Here is a 16,343-nt window from a genome sequence, read left to right as displayed (position 1 = left end):
AATTAAAAATATATGTCTCTGTATTCTTTACTGCTTTTATATTATTTAGCAATATTTATTTATATTCCATAAATATCTACCCTACTATATTTTCGACTCTTTAAATTATCGGTATTCATAGCATATATGATACTTAAAGTGATGTTACGTCTATGCCACACACTTGATTTACACGTACTAGATAAATTAATATGAACGCGTGTGTCATAGACGGACATCTCAACTTAAATGAATATTTAGTGAACATTCATAAAATTATAAGACTAAAATCATTTACAACTTACTTTAAAATATCCGAAAAATCAAATGTTGCAAAGTAATCCTTTGGTGTTTCAGCACGTCTTATCATCTGAACGCTTCCGTCTTCCTTAAGTAATAATTCTGCTGATTTTAATTTACCATTGTAATTATATCCCATTGCAAAACCATGAGCACCTGTATCATGAATAACAAGGAAATCGCCCATATCAATCTTTGGTAACATTCTATCAATTGCAAATTTATCATTGTTTTCACAAAGCGAACCTGTGATATCATATTTGTGGTCGCAAGGCTCATTCTCTTTGCCCATTACAGTAATATGATGATATGCTCCATACATTGCAGGTCTCATAAGGTTAACAGCACAAGCATCTACACCAATATATTCTTTATGCGTATGTTTCTCATGAATTGCTTTTGTAACAAGGCAACCATAAGGTCCTAACATATATCTTCCTAATTCTGTATAAATAGCTACATCTATACCTGCAGGAACTAAAATTTCATCATATGCTTTCTTTACGCCCTCAGATATTTTATAAATGTCATTTGGTTCCTGGTCTGGTGTATATGGTATACCAACGCCGCCTGATAAATTAACAAACGAAATCTGTACACCTGTTTTCTCCTTAATTTCTACTACTGTCTCAAATAAGATTTTCGCAAGTGTTGGATAATATTCATTCGTTACAGTGTTACTTGCAAGGAATGAATGAATACCGAATCTCTTGGCACCCATTTCTTTTAATCTCTTATATCCCTCTATTATCTGTGGTTTTGTAAAGCCGTATTTTGCATCGCCCGGATTATCCATAATTGATGTACTTATCTTAAATACTCCACCCGGATTAAATCTACAGCAGATTGTTTCAGGTATACCACATATATTATTTAAGAAATCAATATGTGTTATATCATCAAGGTTAATCTGTGCATCTAATTTTCTTGCAAGCGCAAATTCTTCAGCAGGTGTATCATTTGATGAAAACATTATATCATTACCTCTGAAGCCTAATTTTTCAGACATCATAAGTTCTGTAAGTGATGAACAGTCAACACCGCAACCACATTCCTGTAATATTTTGATAATATATGGATTAGGAGTCGCCTTAACTGCGAAATATTCTCTAAATCCTTTATTCCAAGAAAAAGCATCTTTCAAACGAAGTGCATTTTCTCTTATACCTTTTTCGTCGTATAAATGATAAGGTGTCTTGTATGTCTTATCGATTTCTTTAAGCTGTTCAAGTGTTACAAAAGGTTTCTTTTCCATATTTTTTTCTCCATTCTGCTATTATTTATCTGCTACTTTATATGTTCATGTGTAAACAGATGGTCCTGACAATATTCATGATTACCTGCACATTTTGAGCAATATCTGAATGATAATTCAGGATAATCAGTACTTGTTCTTCCACAAATATCGCATTTGTGAACAGATGCCTGTGACCTTGAATGTACGACCTGTTTACGATATGAATTTCTTCTATGAATCTCTTTAGGCGATACGCGCTTGTAATTTCTTGTCATAAAAAAGAATACCACGAAGTTCAAAAGAGATACGAGTGCCGCCACTGCAATCTGTGGTAACGGTACTATTCCAAGGTTAAGCAATACTTTCAATAAGCTAAGCTGTGTTGTCGCTGGTAAATATTTAATAAAGAAACCAAAGAATATGGTTGCTCCAAAGTATACACCATCTATTATTGCTAACCACTTTATCTTTATCGGAAGTATGAAGAACAATAAAAGCTCCATATCCGGATAAACACTTGCAAATGCAAAGAAAAGCGACATATTAAGATAATAAGTTGTAAGTGGCCAGGAAATGCCCCAGATAAAATAAATTATAAATGCCGCAATTATATGGAATATTACTCCCATAAAAAAATATACATTAAACTTAAACGCACCCCATACTCTCTCTAAATTAGTGCCAAGTACATAATACAGATAGAGTGAGAAAATCATAAATAAATATGATGTGTCCTGCGGCGGCATAATTATAAATGTTACAAGTCTCCAGACTTCTCCATGCAGCACATCTCCAATATTCAAGGCTAAGATGTCATTATAGAAATCCTGATTGATTATCTCTATTGCCCAACCGATAATGTACAGAACAATAATATATTTCATTAGATTTCTGATAGCATATTTTCCATATTTTCGTTCTAATTTATCAAAAAATTTCAAGTCACAATCTCCTTTTCACACTATAATCAACTATTATAGTTATATAATAATTATTTGTCAAATATTTTGAGTTTCCGCTATATACTGTATATATGGATTTTCTTTCAATTATTTTTATATTTAATACCTGATTTATTTATAATGTTTTTAGTTGAAATTTGTAGAAATATAGTTTATAATTTTTCAGGCTAGTTAATGCATATTTTAATAGGAAACAATTTTTATTTTTCCTTATAGATAAATTTTATCTTTAACGCATTTATCCATAAATATACATAACCAGACCGTTAAATAATAATTTTAGAATTATTATGTGATTATAATCGAAATGAAAATAAATGAGGTGCTTTATGAGCGAATTATATTCTTTAGGTATCGACATTGGCTCTACTACTGTCAAAATTGCCGTACTTAATTCTAAAAACGAAATTATCTTCTCTGATTATGAGAGACATTTTGCAAACATTCAGGACACACTTGCTAAATTACTTTCGAAATGCAAAGAAATTACTGGCGAAATAGAAGTGCATCCAATGATTACAGGTTCTGGTGGACTTACACTTTCAAAACACCTTAATATTCCATTTGTACAGGAAGTTGTAGCTGTTTCTACAGCCTTAAATGACTATGCTCCACAGACAGATGTAGCTATTGAGCTCGGTGGAGAAGATGCTAAAATCATCTATTTCACTGGTGGTGTTGAGCAGAGAATGAATGGTATATGTGCCGGTGGAACAGGTTCATTCATTGATCAGATGGCATCATTATTACAGACTGATGCTACGGGATTAAATGAATATGCCAAGGATTATAAAGCAATTTATCCTATTGCTGCACGTTGTGGTGTATTTGCAAAGACTGATATCCAGCCTCTTATAAATGAAGGTGCTACAAAGGAAGATTTATCAGCATCAATATTCCAGGCTGTTGTTAACCAGACAATCAGTGGTCTTGCATGTGGTAAACCAATTAGAGGAAATGTTGCATTTCTTGGTGGTCCTCTTCACTTCTTATCAGAGCTTCGTGCTGCATTTATAAGAACATTGAATCTTACAGATGAACACATTATTGCACCTGAACATTCGCATCTATTTGCTGCAACAGGTGCTGCATTAAATTATAAAGAGAATATGTCCGTTTCACTTACCGAAATGATTGAGAAACTATCTAACGGCATTAAGATGGAATTCGAAATCAAACGTATGGATCCTCTTTTTGCTTCCCAGGAAGAATATGATGAATTTGTAAAACGTCATAATGAACATAAAGTTGCATCTATGGACCTTAAAGACTATGAAGGTGACTGCTTCTTAGGTGTCGATGCAGGTTCAACTACAACTAAAGTTGCCTTAGTCGGCGAGGACGGAACTTTATTGTATTCATTTTACAGTAATAACAATGGAAGTCCGCTTGCGACAACTATTAAGGCAATTAAGGAAATCTACAGTATTATTCCTGATAGTGCTAAAATCGTATATTCCTGTTCAACAGGTTATGGTGAAGCATTGATTAAAGCTGCACTTATGCTTGATGAGGGCGAAGTTGAAACTGTTTCCCACTTCTATGCCGCATCATTCTTTGAACCAGATGTTGACTGTATATTAGATATCGGTGGACAGGATATGAAATGTATCAGAATCAAGAATAAGACAGTTGACAGTGTTCAGCTTAACGAAGCTTGTTCTTCAGGTTGTGGTTCATTCATTGAAACATTTGCAAAATCTCTTAATTACAGTGTAATTGACTTTGCAAAAGAGGCGTTATTTGCAAAGAACCCAGTTGACTTAGGTACAAGATGTACAGTATTTATGAATTCCAATGTTAAACAGGCACAGAAAGAAGGTTCTGAAGTTTCAGATATCTCTGCCGGTCTTGCATATTCAGTTATAAAGAATGCTCTTTACAAAGTTATTAAAATTACTGATCCTAAGGATTTAGGAAGTAAAGTCGTAGTTCAGGGTGGTACATTCTATAATGATGCCGTCCTTAGAAGTTTTGAAAAGATTTCAGGCTGTAATGCCGTAAGGCCTGACATTGCAGGTATTATGGGTGCTTTCGGTGCTGCTTTGGTTGCCCGCGAAAGATATGATGAATCTAAAGAAACTACAATGTTATCAATCAATAAGATTAATTCATTAGAATACTCTACTTCTATGGCTCGTTGTAAAGGATGTACTAACAGTTGTCTCCTTACAATTAATAAATTCACAGGTGGACGACAGTTTATAACAGGTAACAGATGTGAACGTGGTATAGGCAAACAGAAAAACAAAGAAAATATTCCTAACCTCTTCGAATATAAACTTAATAAGATATTTAATTATGAATCACTTACATCAGATGAAGCTCCAAGAGGAACCGTCGGTATACCAAGAGTCTTAAATATGTATGAAAACTATCCTTTCTGGGCTGTTTTCTTTAAGAAATTAGGATATCAGGTCGTATTATCACCTAGCTCAAACAGAAAGATTTATGAATTAGGTATCGAATCAATTCCAAGTGAATCTGAATGTTATCCTGCCAAATTAGCACATGGACATGTAACATGGCTTATACGACATGGTGTTGATTTCATCTTCTATCCTTGTATACCATATGAGAGAAATGAGACACCTGATGCTAATAACCACTACAATTGCCCTATTGTAACTTCTTATGCTGAAAACATCAAAAATAACGTTGAAGAAATCGTTAATAAAGAAGTTAAATTTATGAATCCATTTATGGCAATGACTAATAAAGATGTATTATCAAAACAATTAGTTAAGGTTTTCAAAAATGAACTTAATATACCTGCTAATGAAGTAACTGTGGCCGTTAACGCAGGCTGGGCTGAATTAGAAAATGTACGTGCTGACATTGAACGTAAGGGTGAAGAAGTTCTTAAATATATGAAAGACAATAATAAGCGAGGCATTGTATTAGCAGGCAGACCTTACCATATTGACCCTGAAATTAACCATGGTATTCCTGAATTAATTAATTCATATGGAATTGCCGTACTTACAGAAGATTCTGTATCTCATCTTGCTGAGGTTGAACGACCACTTATTGTAATGGACCAGTGGATGTACCATTCAAGATTATATAGAGCCGCTAACTTCGTTAAGACTCAGGATAACCTTGATTTAATTCAGCTTAACTCATTTGGTTGTGGTCTTGATGCCGTAACAACAGACCAGGTAAATGATATTTTAACAAAATCAGGTAAAATTTATACTGTATTGAAAATCGATGAAGTAAATAACTTAGGTGCTGCAAGAATCAGAATACGTTCACTTCTCTCTGCTATCCGCGTAAGAGAGAAATTAAACGAAAAGCGAACAATCGTTCCTGCTAATATAAATCGTGTGGAATTCACAAAAGAAATGAAAGAGAATTATACAATTCTTTGTCCACAGATGTCTCCTATTCATTTTGAATTAGTTGAAACTGCATTTAAAACCTGTGGTTATAATATCGTAGTTCTCCAGAATGATAACAGAACAGCTGTTGATACCGGACTTAAATTTGTTAACAATGATGCCTGCTATCCATCATTAATCGTAGTCGGACAGATTATGGATGCACTTCTTTCAGGCAAATATGACCTTAATAAAACAGCAGTTGTAATGTCACAGACTGGTGGTGGTTGTCGTGCCAGCAACTATGTAGGATTTATCAGAAGAGCTCTTGAGAAAGCCGGAATGGCTCAGATTCCTGTTGTATCAATCAGTGCTCAGGGCTTAGAGCATAATGAAGGCTTTAAGATAACTCCTAAATTGTTATTCAAAGCACTTCAGGCTGTTGTATATGGCGATATATTTATGAGAGTCTTATACAGAATGAGACCATATGAAATTGAACCTGGTTCTGCTAATGAATTACATAGAAAATGGAGAGATAAATGTAATGCAGACCTCGCAAAACCTGGTATTAATAATTCGACATTTAAGAAGAATATAAAGGGAATCATAAAAGATTTCGATAACCTTCCAATACATGAAGATATAGTTAAACCTAGAGTTGGTGTCGTAGGCGAAATCTTAGTTAAATTTCTCCCTATGGCTAACAACCATATAGTTGACCTGTTAGAAAAAGAGGGCGCCGAAGCAGTTATGCCTGACTTATTAGACTTCTTATTATACAGCTTCTACAACTGTAATTTCAAAGTTGAGAATCTCGGTATGAAGAAATCAACCGCAAGACTTACTAATCTTGGAATCAGTGCATTAGAACACGTTCGTAAACCTGCTGTTGAAGAATTCAAGAAGAGTAAGCATTTTACACCACCATCACATATAGAAGATATAGCAAATATGGCTAAGGATATTGCATCTCTCGGCAACCAGACTGGTGAGGGTTGGTTCCTTACAGGCGAAATGCTTGAATTAATACATAGTGGTGTTCCAAATATTGTATGTGCCCAGCCATTTGCCTGCCTTCCTAACCATATAGTTGGTAAAGGTGTAATTAAAGAACTTAGAAGACAGCATCCTGAATCAAATATTGTAGCTGTTGACTATGATCCAGGTGCAAGTGAAGTTAACCAGTTGAACAGAATTAAACTTATGCTGGCAACTGCACAAAAGAATCTTAAAGCTAAGAAATAGAATTTCAAAAGAGCTATAAACCTACATTGGATGTATCAAATATGTAGCAACTTCAAATCATTGGATTCTAATCAAACTCCTTGTAGTTGGTACAAAGAAATGTAAGTTTATAGCTCTTTAATATTATAACCTTTTCATATTATCAATATTACAAGTGCAAATAATTTTTAGATATTTTCAATCTGCCAGTCGATTGGTGTTTCGCCATGAGCAGTTAAGAATTCATTAGCCTTACTAAAATGTCTGCATCCAAAGAAACCTCTATATGCTGATAGCGGACTTGGGTGTGGTGCTTTAAGTATAAGATGATTACTGTTCGTTAACATCACTTCTTTTGCCTGTGCCGGCTTTCCCCATAACATAAATACGAGTGGTCTGTCAGATTTATTAAGTGCTTCAATTGCCGCATTCGTAAATTCTTCCCAGCCAATTCTGCTATGTGACATAGCTCCGTGAGCTCTTACTGTAAGAATTGTATTTAACAATAATACTCCCTGTTCTGCCCATTTAACAAGATATCCATTATTAGGAATATATGTTCCTACATCATTATGAAGTTCTTTGTATATATTTACTAATGATGGTGGTATGTCTATGCCTGGTTTTACTGAAAAGCTTAAACCATGTGCCTGTCCCGGTTCGTGATATGGATCCTGACCAAGTATGACTACTTTTACTTTATTATATGGTGTTAAATGAAATGCATTAAATATATCATCTGAATTAGGATATACCGCACATTTCGAATATTCCTCTTTAATTTTATCAAATAGTTTTTTATAATAAGCCTTACTAAATTCCGGCCTTAACTGTTCTAACCAATCATTACTTATTGCTGACATATCTAACAGGAACTCCTTTACCATATAAATAGTTTTTTAATTCCATTATCTCAAGCTCTTTATAATGGAATAATGAAGCTGCTAATGCTGCATCTGCTTTTCCATCAGTAAGTGCTTCATAAAAATGCTCTTTTGTACCAGCACCACCCGATGCTATGACAGGTATCGAAACATTTTCTGCTATGCTTCTAGTGAGTTCTATGTCATATCCGTTTTTAGTTCCATCACAATCCATACTTGTAAGCAAGATTTCTCCGGCACCTAATTTATTAACTTTCATAGCCCATTCAACAGCATCAATACCTGTATCAATTCTGCCGCCATTTTTATAAATATTCCAGCCACTTCCATCAGCTCTGCGTTTTGCGTCAATTGCAACTACCACACACTGACTTCCGAACTTATCTGCAGCATCACTTATAAGCTTTGGTGTATTTATGGCTGCCGAATTAATAGCTATCTTATCAGCGCCCTCACGTAATAATTCTTTGAAATTATCAACTGTTCTGATACCACCACCTACAGTAAAAGGAATAAATACCTTTTCTGCTACTTTTCTTACCATATCAACTACTGTTTCTCTATTATCAGAAGATGCCGTTATATCAAGGAATACTACTTCATCTGCACCGGCTTTATCATATGCAGCAGCTACTTCGACAGGATCTCCGGCATCCCTTAGATTAACGAAATTAATTCCTTTGACAACTCTGTTATTATTAACATCTAAACATGGAATAATTCTCTTTGTATGCATATCTTCCTCCTAAATCTCTGCAAAATTCTTAAGTATCTTCAAACCAACTTCGCCACTTTTTTCAGGGTGGAACTGGCATGCAAATATATTGTCCTTTTCAACTGAAACATCTAAGATTGTACTATATTCAGTAACAGCTTTCACAATACTTGTATCAGCTGCTTTAAGATAATATGAATGTACAAAATAAACATATTCATCATCATCAATATTCTTAAACAATCTTCCATTATTCATAAGATGTAATGAATTCCAGCCTATATGAGGAATCTTTAAATTAGGGGCATCAGGTATTCTAAGAATGTTACCCTTAAGTATTCCAAGTCCTGAAACTCCCTTAGATTCATCACTTCTCTCAAATAACAACTGAAGTCCTAAACATATTCCAAGAAAAGGTGTCCTTTTATCTATTACATCATTTATGGTATTAACCAAATCATATTTCTTTAATTTACTCATTGCATCACCGAAGCTTCCAACTCCCGGTAAAATAACCTTGTCAGCCTCTAAAATCTCATCTTTGTCTCTTGAGATTATTGCATCTTCGCCGATGAATTTAAGTGCTTTTTCAACACTCTTCAGGTTGCCTGCATCATAGTCTATAATTGCTATCATTCTTGTTCGTCTCCATTCATTACTTCATTCTTAGAGTAATTAAGCTGCTTAAAGCTTTTGGAGTTATTCCATTTCATTACTCTTTATTATATTTAATTATATTTCATACCAGCATATATTTAGTAAATACTTAGTACGTGATTTTCGATATTTTTTCTGACTGTACCTTTAATTCTGCCTCCTTTTCACGTAAACTTTTCCCCGAACGCTTACCCTTTGGTAATTGATCCGTAGGTTCGAGTCTATAGGAGCTTATCACTCTTTCCTTTTCAAAAGCATCTTTATAATGATGCTCATACCTTTTCATTTTTGGATTATAGTATTCGTCAGTCCTCAACGTTTTTCTTGTCGGTTTGTTCTTTTCAGATGCAATTTTATTTGCAATATTCTCAGCCCTCCATTAAAAAGTACCCCGAATACATATGTAAATAATATCACATCAAAGGCACATTGTCGATATTTTATATTTGTTCAACTTGATTTACGAATTTTTCAAGCGGAGCGTTTTTTACTTACCTGGACAATTTCAACGAAATTTCCTGGTAAGTAAAAAAGCCTTAGATTTCTCTAAGACTCTCTCATCTAGCTTTTTTTCATTCTTAATTTTCTTCTTTAGACTCATTCCGTGGCAATACCCAGAACTTCCTTTCTAGTCGGATATAAATTCTTGTGCTTTTCATCTCCTTCACAACCATATTCCTTTAAATCAATGCTGTGACCACAATGATGACACACTAATGTATCTTCCCATTCATCTTTAAATTTCATTAATCCTCTGCACTCAGAACAGATATACTCTCCATCTGTCATTGCCTTTCTCAGTTTTTTATTAAAAATACTTATGCTAAATATTTCCTTTCAAAATTGTTTATCTCTTTTAGGCGTTTGACTTTACTCTTCTGCTACTATATTTATCTTAGCTGCTCTTTCATTTATTTCTTTAGCATACTTTCCACTATCAGTTATCTGAATAATTGTACGGGCATCTTCAATTGACATTCCAAAATAATTCTTTAACAGGGTATCAATTTCATTCATTTCAGTTTCAAGAATTTCATATGTTCCAAGTTCTTTAGAAGCCTCTATATTTTCATCGTAGCTTTCAATACCACGTATAAGTGCCTCTAGTGCATATGTATATTTCTCTATGGTTATAAATGAATTAAAATCATTAATATGTTTTTCTACTTTCATTATATTCTCTACCTGTTTGTAGAAATCTTTATCCTTATCTTTAAGTTTCATTCCTGCTAACAGATTATATGCTTTAGTATAGTCATTATCAATGTAACTGTTTGTAGCCTCTTTAATATTACTATTGTATGAGAATACATTAGAACCTATATATATGCCACCAACTAACAGAGCTATTACCGTAATCATAAGAATTATAGCCAATGGCGAAATTCTGATTATCTCTTCCCTCCTTTTTGGCTTTTCTTTCTTAGTCTTTATCTTTGGTTGTTTTATTTTCTTCTCTTTTTTAGGTTTTCTGGCTTTTTTCTCTTTTTTTTCCTTCTTTTCTTTCTTCTTACTGTCTGATTTATCTTCTATATCATCTAATTCATCTAAATCTCTCAAGATACTTTCTGCATCTCCATTAAAACCAAATTCATTCAAATCAAAATCTGCCATATCATCAGATGTACTTCCTGTTTCATCCAGAATCTCATCAGCATCTATTTCATTCAAATCTGACTTTTCTTTTTTAGATTTCTTTGAGAATATTTTACCGAATAGAGACTTCTTTTTCTTATCTTTATTGTCTATATCACTATTTTTTACATTATCCACGTCACTTTTCTCATCTTTCGCTTTTTCATTATCCATATTTTTATCATCATCTGAATTATCAGACATTGTATTTAAATCATTCATAATTTTTTCAATATCCGGACTTTCTGTAGTATTGTCTAAGATATCATCTAAATTAATATTATTATTGTCATTTAATGTCATATCATCAGTAATATCTAATGATTTATTAATATTATTATCAGCTGAAAACATATTAGCCGCAATATCTCTATCAACTATCGATGAATCAGGTGCATCATCATTTAAAATATTTTCATTGTCTGATATTCCAATATCTTCATTATTATCTGTATTCGCTTCAGTTGATTCTTCATTCTTCAATGAATTAAGCAGATTCTCTAGATATTCCTCGCTTTTAGTTTCGTCACTCATTTCATTCTCCATTCTACAAATAGAATTTGTTTAAAACTTTATTCAATTACTAAGCTGTTATTAAATATATGAATAAGATTTACTGGATTGTTATATGCTACATTTATACAATCCTGATGAATATTATAATAAAGGTCGGACTAAATAAAGCCGACCTTTATGTCATATCTATTTAATTAATCCATCAATTATCTTAACCAGATTACCAATCTCAGGTTTTGAAAGTTGTGCATCTGCACCTAGTGAAGCACCTTTTGTTTTCATCTCGTCGTTTACAAGTGATGAGAATATTATTAAAGGTATATTATGTAGTACCTCGTCAGATTTAACTAACTTCGTCAGTCGATGTCCGTCCATAAGAGGCATCTCAATATCTGTTATAATACATTTTATCTTGTCTAATACCGAACCATCGGCTTTCAACTCGCACAGCTTATCCCATGCTTCCTGTCCATTTACATTCTTTATAACATTAACATATCCTGCCTTATGTAATGAATCTACAATTAATGTACTGAGTAAAGCTGAATCTTCCGCAATAAGTATAGTTGAATCACTTCTTTTTCTTTCGCCAAGTGCATCAATGTCAGAAACCTTAAGTCCTGTTTCAGGGTTAATATCTGATACAATCTTTTCAAAATCGAGAATAATTATAATCTTTCCGTTAATCTTTACTATTCCGGTTGCAATACTTGATTCTTTAGTATTAATTGTCTTATCAGGCGTAATTATATCTGCCCACGAAACTCTGTGAATACCCATTACCGATTGAACATGAAATGCAATATTAAGATTATTAAAATTTGTTATAATCATCATATCATTTGAAGTATTAGTACTCTCTTTTAATCCTAATTCCCTAGGAAGATTAATTACTGTAATCATTGTATCTCGTGGCATAAATATACCCTCAATACTTGTATGTGAGTTAGGAATAGGTGTAACCGTCTGATATGGTAAAATCTCACGAATTTTTGCAACATTAATTCCATAACAGTTTCCGTCAATTGAAAACTCCAAAATCTCCAATTCATTTGTTCCATTTTCTAATAAAATATTTGTCTCCATATACTTTTCCTCCTGGGTAATATAGTATGCTATTTTAGATTAAGAACACTTTCATTTCCTGATATATCTGTAAGTTCTACCGATAGCGATTTTACATCATCCTTCTCGTCTAATTGTGTCTGATAAACCAAAATCAATGTCTGTGATGTCCCCGCTTTCAAAGTACCTTCATATGTATTAAGAGCATCTAGTAATAATGTTAACTGTGCATTATATTTCTTTGCATCATTTACAATTCCTTTAAACTTCTGAACTGATGACATAATATTAATACTAATATCCTGAGATGTTGTATTGGATATATTAAATTTAACAATTAGTAATTTGCTATTCTCAACAGCTTTCATAACAAATATATCTGTCGAGCTATCATCAGGATACTGGTCAACTACATCATAATCAACATATTGTGCAGTCACTCCATCCGGTAAATGTAATGCACTTGTTACATCTTCGGCACTAGACACTTTTCCTACATTAGTGTCACCATTAATACCATCACCATTAACAGAATTATCAACAGTTGTAGTCTCTTCTTCTGTTACTTCAGTATCTTCTCCCTTAGATGTAGTCTCTTCTTCACTTATGTAATCACTTTTATAATTCTTGTCATGTCTTAACAATATATTTGCTGCATAATTAGCAATAACATCTTCCTGTTCAGTTGTATAATCAAGCGAATCACAACCTGTTAAAGCTACCATTCCTATACACAAAAGACATACCATTACGACCTGCTTTATACGTTTATTATATCTCATATCTTCCTCTGTTCTACAACATCAATTATTGTCTTAATATTAAAATATCTTATATCTATTTTATCATTTTATGTCTCTAAGTTCAACATAATTCTGTATCAAGTTCAAACCAAAATTCAACTCCATTTTTCTTATTTAATACACCACATTCATTATTATGTGCGTTCATTATTGCCTTTACAATAGACAGACCAATTCCACTTCCACCATACTCTCTTGTTCTTGCTTTATCAACCTTATAGAACTTAATCCAGATATTTTCTAATTCATTATCAGGTATCTGTTTTCCTGAATTAAATACCGAAACTCTGATTTTCTTATCATTTTGAGAAATATTTACCTTAATTATTTTATTTTCATCAAGGTGGTTAATGGCATTTGTAAGATAGTTAGTTATAACTTCCTCTATCTTAAATTCATCTGCATATACAAATAATTTTCCGTCATAAACAAAGTCCACAACTGCTTCTTTCTGCTTTAGTGGATAATCAAGCTTATTAATCACACCCTTTATAACCATAATTATATCGAATTTCTCATATTGAATCATTGAACTTCCATATTCTAATTGATTAAGTGATAAAAGATTTTTAACTAACTTATTCATCTTATTCGCTTCATCAATGATTACTTCGCAATAGAACTCTCTTGAATCTGCATCATCATTAACACATTCGCTTAAGCCTTCTGCATATCCCTGAATAAGTGCAATTGGTGTCTTTAATTCATGAGATGCATTAGAGATAAAATCTTTACGCATCTCATCAATCTTCTCTTTTTGTTCAATATCACTCTGTAATTTATAATTTGCCTGTTTTAAATCAATGATTGTCGACTCTAATTTATCTGACAGTTCATTCATGCTTTCTCCTAGAATACCCAGTTCATCATTCGATTTATTTTCATATTTTACATTAAAATTAAGGTTAGACATTTCCTTAGAAATGTCAGCCAGATGCAAAATCGGTCTTGTAAATTCTCCTGATATTACAAATGCTACAATTATTCCTATTAATGATACGAAAGTACCAACATAGACGAAAAATTTCATTGAAATGCTTACACTTTCGTTAATGCTCTGAACTGCCATCCTCATAAGAAATATCATATTCTTATTAAAGAACCCGCTTACCTCCATATATCCACCATTACTTTTATCTAAATTATAACTTTGCAATACGTATTTATCTGTTTCTTTTATTACTTTTGTATTTTCATTATTCAGGTTAAAACCAAAATTAATCTGCTGTAACCTCTGCTGTAATATGGCACCATTACCATATTGTAACTTAATATTATCTGCTGTATCTACTACAATTATTGTTATTCCGTATTTTTCACATACATTTACAATCTGATTAGCTGATTCAGTCGTTATTGCCCCTGAATCAGACAATATCTCACTAATCTTATGATAACCTTTTAACAAGCTCTTCTCCTTTGTATACAGATAATAATCCTCTAAGAAGAACTGGTTGATAAGGAAATATATTAAAAAAGTTCCTGCTGTAAGACATAACAGTACAACTGCGAGTTTCATTCTAAGTGAATTCTTCACTTTAACATGCATGATCTGATTTCTCCTAATTTACTTCGAATTTGTAACCCATACCCCAGATAGTCTTTATATATTCGCCTGATTCGCCTAATTTGCTTCTTAATTTCTTAACATGTGTATCAACTGTTCTGGCATCACCGAAATAATCATAATTCCACACATTATTAAGAATCTTTTCTCTAGATAATGCAATTCCTTTATTCTCAATGAAATATAATAGCAGTTCGAATTCCTTGAAACTTAATTCAATCGTCTCCTCACCAACCTTAACCTGATGTGCAGACTTATCAATTGTAATATTTCCTGCTGAAACAGTCTCATTCGAATCTAACTTATTCGTACGTCTTAAAATCGAATCAACCCTTGCTACTAATATCTTAGGACTAAATGGTTTAGAGATATATTCATCTACCCCCAAATCAAATCCTAGTAATTCATCATTTTCTTCTGATTTAGCTGTAAGCATAACTATAGGTACTTTAGAATTCTTACGAATCTCACGACATACCTGCCAGCCATCCATCCTAGGCATCATAACATCCAATATAATTAAAGCAATCTCCTTATCCTGATAAAATATCTCTACAGCCTCTTCACCATCGGCTGCCTCTATAACTGTATATCCATGTTTCGTAAGAAAATCATTAACAAGTTTTCTCATTCTGCTTTCATCATCAACTACTAATATCTTCAGATTATTCATATTTAAACCTCATTTCCAAGTGATTTATAATTAAACTTTATCTTATCCTGATTATAAACAAAAAATATGATTAATCTGTGAACTAACTTGCATTTTCTTCAGCTACAATAGATGACTCTTTTTCTTCTAATGCTTTCTGCCAGCTTACATACTCATTTTCAATACTTTCACGATAATAATCTTCATCAAATTTATCCGCCCTTTTAGTGATTACAAACATTACAACAATCGTAATCACAAGTGCCAGATTAATAATCAGCATCTTTACGTATAAATCTTTATATTTATTATTTTTACCTTTATTACCAGAGCTATTTGCTCTTGTGTTATTCTTTTTATTCTCCTTAGAAACAATATTTTTTTTATTATTGCTGCTTTTGATACTTTTGCTACTTTTATTATTACTTATATTACTATTATTGTTGCTATTTCCGCTATTTTTTCTGTCTCTGCGATTACTATTGTCTGAATTATCAGTAGTTTCTTCTATATATATTGTCGCCGGAATATTTTTAATCTTAGAATTATCAATTGCCTTATCATCGAAAAGCTTCTTCTGTAACTTTCTTAAGAATTCCATACCTATAGGGGTCTTAAATAATTTATCATCTATTAATTTATTGTATAATTCCAATGTCTTTTCGGAACTTAGATTGTCAAGATTCACATTTATATGCATCATATAATCTAATTCCTTTTTGGCCATATTAAAATTTTCTTCATTATTAAATTCAAAACCCATAATTACATTTTTCATATCAATAACACTGCCTTTCTAATAAATGCAAATTTAATATGTC

14 protein-coding genes are annotated in these 16,343 nt (G+C 32.6%); 1 reads left to right on the top strand and 13 read right to left on the bottom strand.

The genetic code is table 11. The annotated features are described in order from the left end of the window. Positions 1 to 280: 280 nt before the first annotated feature. Together OCV48_RS06950 and OCV48_RS06945 are read right to left on the bottom strand one after the other, a co-directional pair. Positions 281 to 1,534, bottom strand: coding sequence for a diaminopimelate decarboxylase (locus OCV48_RS06950; RefSeq protein ID WP_147591481.1), 1,254 nt, complete (start codon positions 1,532 to 1,534; stop codon positions 281 to 283). Between the two features lie 32 nt (positions 1,535 to 1,566). Then, positions 1,567 to 2,457 carry a hypothetical protein gene (locus tag OCV48_RS06945; RefSeq protein WP_021981871.1) on the bottom strand — a complete coding sequence of 297 codons (891 nt, stop codon included), beginning with the start codon at positions 2,455 to 2,457 and terminating at the stop codon, positions 1,567 to 1,569. 350 nt (positions 2,458 to 2,807) lie between these two features. On the opposite strand from OCV48_RS06945, the gene OCV48_RS06940 reads away from it, so the two are divergent. Then, the gene (locus tag OCV48_RS06940) at positions 2,808 to 7,049 is read left to right on the top strand and encodes a 2-hydroxyacyl-CoA dehydratase (RefSeq protein ID WP_394803243.1); all 4,242 of its coding nucleotides are present in this window, start codon (positions 2,808 to 2,810) and stop codon (positions 7,047 to 7,049) included. Positions 7,050 to 7,216: 167 nt separating this feature from the next. On the opposite strand, the gene OCV48_RS06935 is transcribed toward OCV48_RS06940, so the two are convergent. From OCV48_RS06935 to OCV48_RS06890, 11 genes are all read right to left on the bottom strand, one after another. Next, the gene (locus OCV48_RS06935; RefSeq protein WP_147591479.1) at positions 7,217 to 7,891 is read right to left on the bottom strand and encodes a uracil-DNA glycosylase; all 675 of its coding nucleotides are present in this window, start codon (positions 7,889 to 7,891) and stop codon (positions 7,217 to 7,219) included. Next, the gene (gene hisF, locus OCV48_RS06930; RefSeq protein WP_021981874.1) at positions 7,875 to 8,648 is read right to left on the bottom strand and encodes an imidazole glycerol phosphate synthase subunit HisF; all 774 of its coding nucleotides are present in this window, start codon (positions 8,646 to 8,648) and stop codon (positions 7,875 to 7,877) included. Before hisF ends, OCV48_RS06935 begins: the two co-directional genes overlap by 17 nt. 9 nt (positions 8,649 to 8,657) lie before the next feature. Beyond that, positions 8,658 to 9,263, bottom strand: coding sequence for an imidazole glycerol phosphate synthase subunit HisH (hisH, locus tag OCV48_RS06925; protein ID WP_021981875.1), 606 nt, complete (start codon positions 9,261 to 9,263; stop codon positions 8,658 to 8,660). Positions 9,264 to 9,393: 130 nt separating this feature from the next. Continuing rightward, positions 9,394 to 9,636, bottom strand: a complete 243-nt coding sequence (locus OCV48_RS14060) for an integrase DNA-binding domain-containing protein (protein ID WP_394803253.1) — start codon at positions 9,634 to 9,636, stop codon at positions 9,394 to 9,396. A gap of 245 nt (positions 9,637 to 9,881) precedes the next feature. Next, on the bottom strand, positions 9,882 to 10,073 hold the full coding sequence (locus OCV48_RS06920; RefSeq protein ID WP_021982883.1) for a hypothetical protein: 192 nt from the start codon (positions 10,071 to 10,073) through the stop codon (positions 9,882 to 9,884). Between the two features lie 81 nt (positions 10,074 to 10,154). Further along, positions 10,155 to 11,453: a hypothetical protein gene (locus OCV48_RS06915; protein ID WP_021982882.1), complete on the bottom strand. Its 1,299-nt coding sequence runs from the start codon at positions 11,451 to 11,453 to the stop codon at positions 10,155 to 10,157. A 168-nt stretch (positions 11,454 to 11,621) separates the two neighbouring features. Then, complete coding sequence (locus tag OCV48_RS06910) at positions 11,622 to 12,521, bottom strand: chemotaxis protein (RefSeq protein WP_021982881.1); 900 nt, start codon at positions 12,519 to 12,521, stop codon at positions 11,622 to 11,624. 29 nt (positions 12,522 to 12,550) lie between these two features. Beyond that, positions 12,551 to 13,282, bottom strand: a complete 732-nt coding sequence (locus OCV48_RS06905) for a DUF4352 domain-containing protein (protein WP_021982880.1) — start codon at positions 13,280 to 13,282, stop codon at positions 12,551 to 12,553. An 82-nt stretch (positions 13,283 to 13,364) separates the two neighbouring features. Beyond that, positions 13,365 to 14,852 (bottom strand): sensor histidine kinase, encoded by a 1,488-nt coding sequence (locus OCV48_RS06900; RefSeq protein WP_021982879.1) that lies wholly within the window; start codon positions 14,850 to 14,852, stop codon positions 13,365 to 13,367. A 13-nt stretch (positions 14,853 to 14,865) separates the two neighbouring features. Further along, positions 14,866 to 15,543, bottom strand: coding sequence for a response regulator transcription factor (locus OCV48_RS06895; protein WP_147591478.1), 678 nt, complete (start codon positions 15,541 to 15,543; stop codon positions 14,866 to 14,868). Positions 15,544 to 15,625: 82 nt separating this feature from the next. Continuing rightward, positions 15,626 to 16,300 carry a hypothetical protein gene (locus tag OCV48_RS06890; RefSeq protein ID WP_021982878.1) on the bottom strand — a complete coding sequence of 225 codons (675 nt, stop codon included), beginning with the start codon at positions 16,298 to 16,300 and terminating at the stop codon, positions 15,626 to 15,628. Positions 16,301 to 16,343 lie beyond the last annotated feature (43 nt).

Source organism: Bovifimicola ammoniilytica (genome assembly GCF_025567085.1).
Classification (GTDB): domain Bacteria; phylum Bacillota; class Clostridia; order Lachnospirales; family Lachnospiraceae; genus Bovifimicola; species Bovifimicola ammoniilytica.
Note: the sequence above shows the minus strand (reverse complement) of the source record. Positions and strands in the feature narration are given on the sequence as shown.